At 68.2% G+C, this 13094-nt stretch carries 9 protein-coding genes and 1 pseudogene; 2 read left to right on the top strand and 8 right to left on the bottom strand.

Annotation, left to right across the window (positions count from 1 at the left end; genetic code table 11):
* Nucleotides 1–35 precede the first annotated feature (35 nt).
* The gene (locus MRB47_RS03885; RefSeq protein WP_252101947.1) at nt 36–845 is read left to right on the top strand and encodes a LysR family transcriptional regulator; all 810 of its coding nucleotides are present in this window, start codon (nt 36–38) and stop codon (nt 843–845) included.
* Here the strand turns inward: MRB47_RS03885 and MRB47_RS03880 are convergent.
* Complete coding sequence (locus MRB47_RS03880) at nt 833–1795, bottom strand: IS110 family transposase (protein WP_011804582.1); 963 nt, start codon at nt 1793–1795, stop codon at nt 833–835. The two genes, MRB47_RS03885 and MRB47_RS03880, sit on opposite strands and share 13 nt — an antisense overlap.
* Before the next feature lie 203 nt (nt 1796–1998).
* On the opposite strand from MRB47_RS03880, the pseudogene MRB47_RS03875 reads away from it, so the two are divergent.
* Nucleotides 1999–2157 (top strand): annotated as a pseudogene (locus tag MRB47_RS03875) (LysR family transcriptional regulator); the annotation flags it as partial.
* Between the two features lie 13 nt (nt 2158–2170).
* Here MRB47_RS03875 and MRB47_RS03870 read toward each other — a convergent pair.
* The 7 genes from MRB47_RS03870 to uvrA form a co-directional block, all read right to left on the bottom strand.
* Nucleotides 2171–2533 (bottom strand): hypothetical protein, encoded by a 363-nt coding sequence (locus MRB47_RS03870; RefSeq protein ID WP_252101946.1) that lies wholly within the window; start codon nt 2531–2533, stop codon nt 2171–2173.
* A 94-nt stretch (nt 2534–2627) separates the two neighbouring features.
* Complete coding sequence (gene htpX, locus MRB47_RS03865) at nt 2628–3506, bottom strand: protease HtpX (RefSeq protein ID WP_088888315.1); 879 nt, start codon at nt 3504–3506, stop codon at nt 2628–2630.
* 127 nt (nt 3507–3633) lie between these two features.
* A complete protein-coding gene (locus tag MRB47_RS03860) occupies nt 3634–4407 on the bottom strand; it encodes a DUF3025 domain-containing protein (protein ID WP_252101945.1) in 774 nt (257 codons plus the stop codon).
* A complete protein-coding gene (locus MRB47_RS03855; protein WP_123676838.1) occupies nt 4404–5261 on the bottom strand; it encodes an NYN domain-containing protein in 858 nt (285 codons plus the stop codon). Before MRB47_RS03855 ends, MRB47_RS03860 begins: the two co-directional genes overlap by 4 nt.
* Nucleotides 5262–5295: 34 nt before the next feature.
* Nucleotides 5296–6339: a dihydroorotase gene (pyrC, locus tag MRB47_RS03850; protein ID WP_252101944.1), complete on the bottom strand. Its 1044-nt coding sequence runs from the start codon at nt 6337–6339 to the stop codon at nt 5296–5298.
* A gap of 138 nt (nt 6340–6477) precedes the next feature.
* Nucleotides 6478–6987: a hypothetical protein gene (locus MRB47_RS03845; protein ID WP_088888312.1), complete on the bottom strand. Its 510-nt coding sequence runs from the start codon at nt 6985–6987 to the stop codon at nt 6478–6480.
* Nucleotides 6988–7124: 137 nt separating this feature from the next.
* A complete protein-coding gene (uvrA, locus tag MRB47_RS03840; protein WP_252101943.1) occupies nt 7125–12950 on the bottom strand; it encodes an excinuclease ABC subunit UvrA in 5826 nt (1941 codons plus the stop codon).
* Nucleotides 12951–13094 lie beyond the last annotated feature (144 nt).

The raw sequence follows: 13094 nt of genomic DNA, 5'->3' as shown, positions 1-13094 counted from the left end.
TTTTGAACAAATACCTACTTCCACCGGAGCCTGACATGGACCTGAATGCCCTGACCCTGCTGGTGGAGATCGTGGACAGCGGCAACCTGAGCCAGGCCGCGCGCAAGCTGAAGATGACCCGCGCCAACGTCAGCTACCACCTGGCGCAGCTGGAGAAGTCGCTGGGCGTGCAGCTGGTCAAGCGCACCACGCGCCGCGTGGAGCCCACCGAGGTGGGGCTGCGCCTGTATGAACATGGCCGCAATGTGCGCAACGAGTTGGCCGCCGCACAGGAGACCATCACCAGCCTGGGCCAGGAGCTGCGCGGGCGCGTGGGCATCAGCGTGCCCAGCGGCTACGGCCAGATGGTGATGAGCGACTGGCTGATCGAGTTCAAGCAGCTGTACCCGGGCATCGTGCTGGACGTGCTGTTCGAGAACCGCGCCGACAACCTGCGCGACGAGGTGGACATCGCCATCCGCGTGATCCAGGAGCCGCCGCTGTCGGTGGTGGCGCGCAGCCTGGGCGACGTGCGCTATGTGGCCTGCGCATCGCTGGACTACGCCGCCCGCCACGGCCTGCCGCGCACGCTGCTGGAGCTGCGCAATGCCCCGGTGATCACGGCCGGCGTGATGGGGCGCCAGTTGCGCCTGGCGGCCTACCAGGGGCTGGAGCGGCAAGAGGTGATGCTGGAGCCCACGCTGATCTCAGAGCACTTTCCCTTCCTGCGCCAGGGTGTGTTGGCGGGCTTGGGCGTGGGCGTGGTGCCCGACTATGTGGTGCAGGACAAGATCGCCAGCGGCGAGGTGCTGACCACGCTGCAGGAATACCGCCTGAGTAACCGTCTTCGAAGTCAAGCGCAATGAAGCGACTTGTCCCAAGGTTTTCCAGTGCGCACCATGGCGTTGAGCGTGGTGAGCAACTTGCGCATGCAAGCGACCAGGGCGACCTTGGGCAACTTGCCAGCGGCCTTCAGACGCTCGTAGAAGGCCTTGATGGCCGGGTTGTAGCGGGTGGCCGTGAGCGTTGCCATGTACAGCACGCGGCGGATCTCGAAGCGCCCGCCTTGTACGCGCCGCCTGCCCTTGCTGCCGCCGGAGTCATTGGCCATGGGCGCCACGCCCACCAATGCAGCGATCTCGCGCCGGTTCAGCCGGCCCAGCTCTGGCAGCTCGGCAATCATCGTGGCACTGGCCACCGGGCCGACTCCCGCAGCCGACTGCAGCAGCGTGTCGAGCTCCCCAAAGTGCTCGCGCACATGCGTGACCATCTGCTCTTCGATCTCATCGAGCTGCGCCTTGATCGCCGCCTCGATGGCCTCGATGCTGGCGTGCAGCTTCTTGGGCGTGATCTGCAGCCGTTGGCGCTCCGAATGGAGCATGGTCAGCAACTGGCGCCTGCGCGTGACCAGGGCCGCGAGCCACTGCTGGCGCTCATCGGCCAGGGGGCGCAAGAAGCGCTGCAGATCGTCGCGGCGCAGCAGCACCGCTGCCAGCTCGGCCAGCGTGCGCGCATCCACCGCGTCGGTCTTGGCCAGGCGTCCCATGGATTTGGCGAAGTCGCGCGCCTGGCGCGGGTTGATGACCGCCACGGGCAGGCCTGTGGCCTGCAGGGCACACGCTAACGCGGCCTCGTAGCCGCCGGTGGCCTCCATCACCACCAGACCCACGTCCAGGGGCTGCAGGGCAGCCGCCAGCGCCGAGTGGCCTTCGGCATCGTTGTCAAACCGCTGGGCGCTGCTCTTGGCACCCAGCACACAGACATCCACGTGCGCCTTGGCCACGTCGATGCCCACCGTCACTGAGGTAACAGACATGATCTTCAGATCCCTTGCTTGTGCATGCGCGCTCAATCAAGGCGCGCGTAACCGTTCGGGCTTCACGAAGACCAGCGCGGCGGCCATGCGTTCTGTACTCAGTCACGGGCTCTATCACCCCAGCGCCTACCAAACTGCACGGGCCGGTCTGGCCGCCTCAACGGCGTTCAGACTCTACCGCGCTGGTCTGGTTTAAAGATACAAGCATCTTCGGCACCCACATGTACCTGCTGTACATGCCCAACCGGCACCAGACGCGCGCGGTGCGCACCTGCATCGACTTCCTGTTGGCCAAGGCCGGCCGCAGTGCGCTGCCGCCCGCCCCGCAGGCGGCGCCAGAGGCAGCAGCGACCAGCGGTTGATCGCCGGTCGGGTTCAGCGCGGCCCCCAGCGCCCGCCGCCGCGGTACCAGCCCTGCGGGCCCTGTTGCCAGCGGTAGGGGTGCCACACGTGGCCGCGGTGCGGCGGCACGGCCCAGTAGCCCGGCGTCCATACATAGCGCCCGCCACCCCAGCCCCAGTAACCGTTGATCCACACATGCACCGGCGAGGGCGCGACAGGAATCACCTCGGTGCGCAGCGGCGGCGGGGGCGCCGGCGCATACACCACCTCGCCCTGCGGCACGACGGGGTACGCCGGAGCCACCACGCAGCCGGTCAGTGCCACGATGGCGCTGGCCAGCGCCACGGCTGGCAGCACGCGGCGCATGCCCAGAGAAACAGGGAAGTTCATCGTCATGGCGCATTCCTGGCAGTCATGCCTTTACAACGCAAAAGCCCCTGCCGGTTGTTGACAGGGGCTTGTGAAGCGAAGGTAAAGACCGCGCGCTGGATCAGGCGCTCTGGCTGTTTTGCAGTGCGGCCACGCGCTCCTCGATGGGCGGGTGCGAGCTGAACAGCTTGCCGATGTTGCCCGTGATGCCCATGGCCTGCAGGCTCTGGGGCATGGCGCCCGGGTGCATGCCGCCCAGACGGTGCAGCGCGTTGATCATGGGCTGCTTGCGCCCCATGAGCTGGGCGGCGCCGGCGTCGGCGCGGAACTCGCGCTGGCGCGAGAACCAGGCCACGATGATGGCAGCCAGGAAGCCCAGCACGATGTCCAGCACGATGGTGGTGATCATGTAGCCGATGCCGGGGCCCGAGCTGTTCTCGTCGTTCCTGCGCAGGAAGCTGTCCACCGCGTAGCCGATCACGCGCGACAGGAACACCACGAAGGTGTTCATCACGCCCTGGATCAGCGCCATGGTGACCATGTCGCCATTGGCCACGTGCGCGACCTCGTGGCCGATCACGGCCTCGACCTCCTCGCGCGTCATGCCCTGCAAGAGACCCGTGGAGACGGCGACCAAGGCCGAGTTCTTGAACGCGCCCGTGGCGAAGGCATTGGGCTCGCCCTCGTAGATGCCGACCTCGGGCATCTGGATGCCGGCCTTTTCGGAGAAGGCACGCACGGTCTCCACGATCCAGGCCTCATCCCCGTTGCGCGGCGCGTTGATGATCGTGACGCCCATGCTCATCTTGGCGATCGGCTTGCTCATCAGGAGCGAGATGATGGCGCCGCCAAAACCCATGATGAAGGCAAAGCCCAACAGGGCACCCAGGTTCAGGCCGTTGGCCGTCAGGTAGCGGTTCACGCCCAGCAGGCTGGCAACGATGCCCAGCACCACCACGACGGCGACGTTGGTCAGCAAAAAGAGCGCAATGCGTTTCATCGATGGCTTCTCCGTGGAAAGCGACGGTAAGGCCGCGGACAGGCGCGGCGGGCAGAAAACAAGTTGGGGATGGAGCGCGGCGCTTCAAGCCGCGCGGGCAGCGAAGGGTGCGCCTGTTGTGGTTGCATTATGCGACGCGCGCGCTGCGGAAAACGAGGGAGTCATCATAGAAGCAAAAGTTCTCGTTCTCGGGCCACCAGCCCGGCACACCCAGAATCGGCAGGGGATTGAACGGCTTGGCCGCGAGCCATGGCGCGCTGAGGTCTCGCGCCAGCGCCTGGTCCACCATTGCTTCGTTTTTGATAGCTGCCTGCGCTTGATAGACGTGCGCTGTGATCGATTTTCGGGGTGAAACCAGTTTTTCCAGCAGGGCATGGCCCAGGACCAGCAGCCGCGCCTGCCGCCACAGCGGGCGCAGTTCCACGCACAGCCGGCGCCACTGGCGCGCGGCCAGGGCTTCGTGCAGGGGTTGCGGCGCCAGCAGCACGGCGCCGTTCTCGTCGAACACCGTGACCGCGTCACGCAGCGGCCCGCGCACCGCGCCCACGCCCTGCGCAGCGATGGCGCGGGCCTGCAAGTCGTTGAGACGCCGCTTGGTAGCCGGGTAGTGCAGCCAGATCAGGCCGTTGAAGAAGTCATGCAGGTTGTCGCGCGTGGGCACGCGGCGCTGGCCATGGACGAACTGCTCATAGGCCTCGCCCGCTGGGAGTGCCTGCTGCGGCGCGAAGCGAATACCCGGCGCCAGCCCCGCGCTGTCCATGGCGGCGTTGAGCGCGTCGGCCACGCAGGCGCCGGCCTGCACGCGTGCCGCCACCTGTGGCCCCAGCACCGCCAGCGGCGCAAGCCAGGGGCGTTGCCAGTCGATGGCCGCCAACGCCTGCGCGGCGGAGGGTTCGCTCACGTGCTGGCCGGCCCACCGGCGGGCGGGGCCGGAGCACGCGCCGCGCGCTTGTCGCGCACGGCCACGCGCGAGGTGCCCTCGTCGCGGAACTCGAAGGCCTGCGTGGCCGCCAGCAGCTTGGACAGCGAGGCATAACCGTAGTTGCGGGCATCGAACGAGGTCTTGTTGCCAATCTGCGTGCCCACCGCGCCCACGCGGGCCCAGCCGGTTTCGTCCGCGCACGCCTGCACGGCATCACGCAGCAGGTTCATGAGGCGCGTGTCCTGGCGCAGTTGGGCCGTGGGCACGCGCAGCGTGGCGGGGCACAGCGGCACGCCGGGGGCGGGCACATCCTCGGTCTTGGCGGGGGCGGGTTGCGCGGGCGCGGCCGTGGCCTCGGGCTGCGCCGGCAGGGGTGCGCCCTCGGCGTCTTCCTCGCTGACCAGCGACTCCAGGTACAGGAAACGCGAGCAGGCGTTCACGAAAGGCTTGGGCGTCTGCGCGGCGCCAAAGCCGTACACCGCCGAGCCCTTGGCCCGCAGGTGCATGACCAAGGGGGTGAAGTCAGCGTCGGACGACACGATGCCGAACGCGTCGGGCCGCTCTGAATAGAGCAGTTCCATCGCGTCCACCGTCATCGCCATGTCGGTGGCGTTCTTGCGCTTGGAGTAGTCGAACTGCTGGATCGGCCGGATGGCGAACTCCAGCAGCCGCTGCTGCCAGCCGCCCAGGCCGGACTTGGTCCAGTTGCCGTAGGCGCGGCGCACGTTGATCTCGCCCAGCGTGGACAGTTCGGTGAGGATCTCGTCGATCTTGTCGGCCGGCGCGTTGTCGGCGTCGATCAGCAGCGCAATGCGCAATTGGCGTTCCGCCATGGGTGACCTCCCCCTGTGTGGGTTGTGACGTTTTTTATGCCACCAGGCGCCAGGGCAGCGCCTCGCCCGCGCGCAGCGGCTTGAGCGCGGCTTCGCCGAAGGCGAAGCTGTCGGGCGGCGTCCAGCTCTCGCGGCGCAGCGTGACCGTGCCCGTGTTGCGCGGCAGACCGTAGAACGCCGGGCCGTGGAAGCTGGCAAAGCCTTCCAACTTGTCCAGCGCGCCCGCGTTGTCGAAGGCCTCGGCGTACATCTCGATGGCGGCGTGCGCGGTATAGCAGCCCGCGCAGCCGGTGGCATGCTCCTTCAGGTGCGCGGGGTGCGGCGCGCTGTCGGTGCCCAGGAAGAACTTGTCGCTGCCGCTGGTGGCCGCTTGCACCAGCGCCTGGCGGTGCACCTCGCGCTTGAGCACGGGCAGGCAGTAGTAGTGCGGGCGGATGCCGCCGGTGAAGATGGCGTTGCGGTTGTACAGCAGGTGGTGCGCGGTGATGGTGGCGGCCGTGAAGCGGCCGGCCTCCTGCACGTACTGCGCCGCCTCTTTCGTGGTGATGTGCTCGAAGACGATCTTCAGTTCGGGGAAGTCGCGGCGCAGCGGAATGAGTTGCTTCTCGATGAACACCGCCTCGCGGTCAAACAGGTCGATGTCGCTGCTGGTCACCTCGCCATGCACCAGCAGCAGCAGACCCGCCTTCTGCATGGCCTCCAGCGTCTTGTAGGTCTTGCGCAGATCGGTCACGCCCGCGTCGCTGTTGGTGGTGGCGCCTGCGGGGTAGAGCTTGGCGGCGACCACGCCCGCATCCTTGGCACGCGCGATCTCGTCGGGCGGCAGGTTGTCGGTGAGGTAGAGCGTCATCAACGGCTCGAAGGCCACCCCCTCGGGGACGGCGGTGAGGATGCGCTGCTTGTACTCAGCGGCCTGCTGCGCTGTGGTCACCGGCGGTCGCAGGTTGGGCATGATGATGGCGCGGCCGAACTGCGCGGCCGTGTGCGGCACCACGGTGCGCAGCGGCTCCCCGTCGCGCACGTGCAGGTGCCAGTCGTCGGGGCGGGTGATCGTGAGGGTGTCGGTGGTGGCGGTCATGGACCGCATTGTCCCATCCACTACGTGCGCAACACGCGCAAAAAAGAGCCCCGGCGCCGTAGCGGGCCGGGGCAAACCCCGTAGTAGGGGCGAGGGGTAAGCAAAAGAGAGCCGTAAAAGAGCGGGAGGAAGCGGTACTCAGCAGCCCGATGGGCGGTTGGGCCGCATGGGGATCACGCCTGAAACCGTCACCCGGGCGCCCGACCCGTCGGTGGCCGTCAGCGTCTTGTTGACCAGGCGGATGCGATCGGTGTCGCGCACCACGGCCACGTCGCTCCAGCCGTCGTCGGCGCGGAACTCGCGGTCCATGAAGGTGAAGAAGGCCTCGTACACCGACGTGGCATCGGGCTGGTAGCGGATGTCGCCAAACGCCTGGCCGCTGCCGCCCACGCGGTTGGCACCGTCGAAGCGGAAGGTGCACACCTCGGGGTAGGAGCCGATGGGGTTCTTCTTGTCCACATCGGTAAGGTTGATGTTGCCGTCGCCATACACCCCGTTGAGGCCGTCCACGGTGGAGCCGGTGACGGTCAACACGCCCAGTTGGTCGCTGGGCGTGGGATCGTCGTCGTTGCCTCCGCCGCAGGCGCTGAGAAGAAGGGCAGTGGCGGCCACCGCCGCGGCACAGGAGGTTCTGACAAAGGTATTCATGGCGCTGTGTGCTGTTGGGGGTTGAACACCGCCAGCAACGCGTGCTGGCAACATGGGTTCGATCCTAGAAAGCGCGCCCGGGGGCGGCGTGTGAGCCACGCACGCCGCACCCTGTAGGAAAAGCCCCCGCGGCCCGGTCAGCGCGCCAACACCGGTGCCAGCGCCTTGCCGGTGTGCGTGCCCTGGCGCACCACGTCCTCGGGCGTGGCTGCCGCCACGATGCGCCCGCCGTCCTTGCCGCCTTCGGGGCCCAGGTCAATGATCCAGTCGGCCTCGGCAATCACGTCCAGATCGTGCTCGATCACGACCACGCTGTGGCCGCCGTTGACCAGCCGGTGCAGCACCTGGATGAGCTTGTGCACGTCGGCCATGTGCAGGCCCACGGTAGGCTCATCCAGCACGTAGAGCGTGTGCGGGCTTTTCTGCCCGCGCCGGCCTACGTCGTCGCGCACCTTGGTGAGCTCGGTCACCAGCTTGATGCGCTGTGCCTCGCCGCCGCTGAGCGTGGGGCTGGGCTGGCCCAGTGTGAGGTAGCCCAGGCCCACGTCCTTCAAGAGCTGCAGTGGGTGGGCAATGCCGGGCATGCTGGCGAAGAACTCCACGGCTTCGTCCACCTCCATCTGCAGCACATCGCCGATGCTCTTGCCGCGCCAGGTGACGGCCAGCGTCTCGGGGTTGAAGCGCGCGCCGTGGCAGACCTCGCAGGGCACCTTCACATCGGGCAGGAAGCTCATCTCGATGGTGCGCACGCCCTGCCCTTCGCAGGCCGGGCAGCGGCCTTCGCCGGTGTTGAAGGAAAAGCGCCCCGCTGCATAGCCGCGCGCCTTGGCCTCCAGCGTTTCGGCAAACAGCTTGCGGATGGTGTCCCAGAAGCCGATATAGGTAGCGGGGCAGCTGCGCGGCGTCTTGCCGATGGGCGTCTGGTCCACCTCCAGCACGCGGTCGATGGTCTCGAAGCACGAGAGCCCCGCGCAGCCCGCCAGCGGCGGCGCCTTGCCCGCATCCATGGCCTCCCGCCCTGCCTTCGTGGCGCGCTGGCCCACCCAGGCCGCGACGTTGGAGAGCAGCACGTCGCGGGCCAGCGTGGACTTGCCTGAGCCGCTGACGCCCGTGATGGCCACCAGACGTTTGAGCGGCACGCGTGCAGTGACCTGCTGCAGGTTGTGCAGGTGCGCGCCGTGCACGGTGAGCCAGCGCAGGGGTTCCGCATCGTTTTGGCCTCCAGCGCCCGCCGGATGGGCGCCATCAGCTACTTTTTCAATAGCATCTACCGGACGACGCGCCTGCAGCGGGTGGCGCATGGCATGCAGCAGGTAGCGGCCGGTCTGCGAGTCCGCAGCCGCCTGCACGTCGGCCACCGTGCCCTGGGCCACCAGGCGCCCGCCGCGCTTGCCCGCGCTGGGGCCGATGTCGATGATGTGGTCGGCGCGGCGGATGGTGTCCTCGTCGTGCTCCACCACCACCAGGGTGTTGCCCTTGTCGCCGAGCTTGTGCAGGGCGTTCAGCAGGATCTGGTTGTCGCGCGCGTGCAGGCCGATGGTCGGCTCGTCCAGCACATAGCACACGCCCTGCAGGTTGCTGCCCAGCTGCGCCGCCAGGCGGATGCGCTGCGCCTCGCCGCCACTGAGCGTGGGCGCGCCGCGGTCCAGCGTGAGGTAGGACAGCCCGACTTCCTCCAGGAATTCCAGCCGGCTCTGGATCTCGGGCACAAGGTCGCGCGCAATCTCCGCCTCGCGCCCCGACAGCTGCAGCCCGGCGATCCACTGCCGCACTTCGGCCACCGACAGGCGCGCCACCTCGGTGATCGGCGTGCCGGCGAACCGCACGGCGCGCGCCACCGGGTTCAGGCGCGTGCCCTGGCAGGTGGGACAGGCGGCGTCGGCCACGTCCTCCATCTCGGGCTCGGCAAAGGTTTGCTCGCGGCCGCGGTTGTCCTCCGACTGCACGGAGTCGTCCAACACCTTGCGCTGCGCCGATGTCAGCTTGACGCCCGTGCCCACGCAGTCGGGGCACCAGCCATGCTTGCTGTTGTAGGAGAACAGGGAAGGCTGAAGCTCGGCATAGCTGGTGGCGCACACGGGGCAGGCGCGCTTGGTGGAAAACACCTGCAGCCGCCCGATGTGCGCCGTGGGCGCTCCGTCCTGCAGCGCCTGCTGCAGGCCGTCCAGGCCGCTCAGCACATGCACCACGCCCTTGCCCAGCTCCAGCGCCTTGGACAGTTGCGTGCGCAGCGTGTCTTCATGCTCCGGCGACACGTCCACGCTGGCCACGGGCAGCTCAATGGTGTGCTCCTTGAAGCGGTCGATGCGCGGAAAACCCGCGGTCGGCAGGAAGTGGCCGTCCACGCGCAGGTGGGTGTAGCCACGCGGGCGCGCCCAGTCGGCCAGTTCGGTATAGACGCCCTTGCGGTTCACGACCAGGGGCGCGAGCAGGCCGATGTGCTGGCCGCGGTAGTCGCGCAGCAGTTGCGCGGCGATGCTCTCGCTGGTCTGTGGCTGCACCGCCGCGCCGTCGTGCACGCAGTGCTGCACGCCCAGCTTCACATACAGCAGGCGCAGGAAATGCCACACCTCGGTGGTCGTGCCCACGGTGCTCTTGCGCCCGCCGCGCGACAGGCGCTGCTCGATGGCCACGGTGGGCGGTATGCCGTACACCGCGTCCACCTCGGGCCGCCCGGCCGGCTGCACGATGCTGCGGGCGTAGGCGTTCAGGCTCTCCAGGTAGCGGCGCTGGCCCTCGTTGAACAGGATGTCGAACGCCAGCGTGGACTTGCCCGAGCCGCTCACGCCGGTGATCACGTTGAACCGGCCGCGCGGAATGTCCAGCGTGAGGTGCCGCAGGTTGTGCTCACGCGCGTTCACGATCTCTATGGCGTTTTTGGCCTCTGGCGCTTTTCCATCCAGCGCGAGCAGCTTCTCTTTTCGTAGCGCCGCCTGCTGCTCGTGCACCGAATGGCCGCCCTCGCCCAGCGCCAGTTCGTACTCGCGCAGCGCTTGCGCGGTGTGCGACGTGGGGTGCTGGCGCACCTCCTCGGGTGCGCCCTCGGCCACCACCTGGCCGCCGGCGTCGCCGCCTTCAGGCCCCAGGTCGATGAGCCAGTCGCTGGCGCGGATCACGTCCAGGTTGTGCTCGATGACGATGAGCGAGTGCCCCGCGTCCAGCAGCTTGCGCAATGCGCGCATGAGCTTGGCGATGTCGTCGAAGTGCAGGCCGGTGGTGGGCTCGTCGAACAGGAACAGCGTGCCCTTGCGGGCCAGCGGCTGGCGCGACTTGGCCTGGCTCCGGGCCGCCTCGGCCAGGAAGCCCGCCAGCTTCAGGCGCTGCGCCTCGCCACCGCTCAGCGTGGGCACAGGCTGGCCCAGCTTCACGTACTCCAGCCCCACGTCCACGATGGGCTGCAGCGCGCGGATCACCTCGCGGTCTTTCGCAAACAGCTCTGCTGCCTCGTGCACGGTGAGGTCCAGCGCGTCCGCCACGTTGAGCAGCCTGCCGCCGCGTTCGATGCGCACCTCCAGGATCTCGGGCCGGTAGCGCTTGCCGTCGCAGTCGGGGCAGCGCAGGTACACGTCCGACAGGAACTGCATCTCCACATGCTCGAAACCCGAGCCGCCGCAGGTGGGGCAGCGCCCGTCGCCCGAGTTGAAGCTGAACTTGGCCGCGGTGTAGCTGCGCTCCCGGGCCAGCGGCGCCACGGCGAACAGCTCGCGGATGGCATCCCACGCACCCACATAGCTCACGGGGTTGGAGCGCGCCGTCTTGCCAATGGGCGACTGGTCCACGAACACCACGTCGCTCAGGTGGTCGGCGCCCAGCAGGCGCTCATGCGCGCCGGGCGTCTCCGTGGCCTTGCCGAAGTGGCGCATGAGCGCGGGCGCCAGCACGTCCTGGATCAGCGTGGACTTGCCCGAGCCGGACACGCCGGTGATGGTGACCAGGCGCTGCAGCGGGAACTCCACGTTCACATCGCGCAGGTTGTGCTCGCGCGCACCCTCCAGCACCAGGCGCGGCGTGGCATCCGTCACCAGGCGCTTGAGCCCGGTGCCGATCTGTTTGTGCCCGCCGAGGTACTGGCCGGTCAGCGTGGGCGCGCGGCGCAGTTCGCCCACCGTGCCGTCGAACACGATCTGCCCGCCGCGCTCGCCGGGCCCCGGGCCGAAGTCGAGGACGCGGTCGGCCGCGAGCATCACGGCGGGGTCGTGCTCCACCACCACCAGCGTGTTGCCCGCGTCGCGCAAGCGCAGCATGGCCTCGGTGATGCGGTGCATGTCGCGTGGGTGCAGGCCGATGCTGGGCTCGTCGAGCACGAACAGCGTGTTCACCAGCGAGGTGCCCAACGCCGTGGTCAGGTTGATGCGCTGCACCTCGCCGCCCGACAGCGTGCGGCTTTGCCGGTCCAGCGTGAGGTAGCCGATGCCCACGTCGCACAGATACTTGAGGCGCGTGGCGATCTCGTCATGCAGCAGCTGCAGCGCCTGGCGATCGCCAGCCTGAGAGTCGTTTTGGCCTGTAGCGCTTATCTGGAGAGCGCCACCAGCTATTGAAACAGGAGCATTCTGCACGCCCGCCATGCGCGCGAAGAAGCGCCGCAGGCGGTCGATGGGCAGCAACATCAGGTCGTGCAGGCACAGGCCGGGCAGCGCCTCCAGCTGCGCGCGCGTCCAGGCCACGCCCTGCGGCAGGAAGCGCTGCGCGGGGTCGAGCACGGCATCGGCGTCCTCCTTGCTGCCCAGCCGCCACAGCAGGCTCTCGGTCTTCAGTCGCGCGCCGGCGCACACAGGGCATGGCGTGTAGCTGCGGTACTTGGACAGCAGCACGCGGATGTGCATCTTGTAGGCCTTGCTCTCCAGGTACTCGAAGAAGCGGCGGATGCCGTACCACTGCTTGTTCCAGTTGCCGTTCTTGAAGCCGGGTGTGCCTTCGATCACCCAGTGCTTTTGCTCCGCGGTGAGCTTGTACCAGGGCGTGTCGCGCGGGATACCGGCGGCCTCGGCATGGCGCATGAGGTCGTCCTGCGCTTCTTTCCAGGCGGGGGTCTGGATGGTCTTGATCGCACCGGCGCGCAGCGTGAGCTTGTCGTTGGGAATGACCAGGCCGTAGTCCACGCCGATCACGCGGCCGAAGCCCCGGCAGGTGTCGCAGGCACCCACGGCGGAGTTGAACGAGAACATGGACGCGATGGGCTCGGCGTAGCGCAGGTCGCTCTCGGGGCAATGCAAGCCGGTGGAGAAGCGCCACAGGTCCGCTTCGCCATCGTCCCGCAGGCGATAGACATTGAGCCGCCCCCCGCCGCGCTTGAGCGCGACCTCGATCGCCTCGACCGCGCGCGCGCGCTCCACGTTGCCCATGCGGAAGCGGTCGGCCACCACGTCCAGCAGCTTGCGCGGGCCTGTGGGCGTGGCCACCTCGCGCTCGGCCTGCACCTTGGTGAAGCCGCTGGCCGACAGCCATTGCTCCAGCTGCTCCGCGGTGGTGCCCGCGGGCAGTTCCACGGGAAAAGTGAGCACGATGCGCGGGTCGTCCTCGGCGGCGCAGCGCCGCTGCAACTCGGCATGGATGGTGTCCGGCGAATCGTGGCGCACAGGCAGCGCCGTCTCGCGGTCGAAGAGCTGGCCGGCGCGCGCGAACAGCAGCTTGAGGTGGTCGTTCAGCTCGGTCATCGTGCCCACGGTGGAGCGCGAAGAGCGCACCGGGTTGGTCTGGTCGATGGCGATGGCCGGGGGCACACCCTCCACCTTGTCCACGGCGGGCTTGTCCATGCGGTCCAGGAACTGGCGCGCGTAGGCGCTGAAGGTCTCCACGTAGCGGCGCTGACCCTCGGCATACAGCGTGTCGAACACCAGGCTGGACTTGCCGGAGCCGCTGGGGCCGGTGACCACGGTGAGCTCGCCCGTGCGGATGTCCAGGTCGATGTTCTTGAGGTTGTGCTGGCGCGCGCCGTGGATACGGATCAGTCCCTGGGTCATGAGCGGGTCTTTCTGCAATGAGGCGGAACATTCTAGGGACGAGCCGGATTCCGCATCGACCGGGTGGACACCACACCACAGCCGGTCACGCAGGTGATGGCGCATCCGGCCCTATCCGTTAGACTGCGCCGCACCAACAACCAA

The sequence above is a fragment of the Diaphorobacter sp. LI3 genome (genome assembly GCF_022807955.1).
Lineage (GTDB): Bacteria > Pseudomonadota > Gammaproteobacteria > Burkholderiales > Burkholderiaceae_C > Diaphorobacter > Diaphorobacter nitroreducens.
Note: the sequence above shows the minus strand (reverse complement) of the source record. Positions and strands in the feature narration are given on the sequence as shown.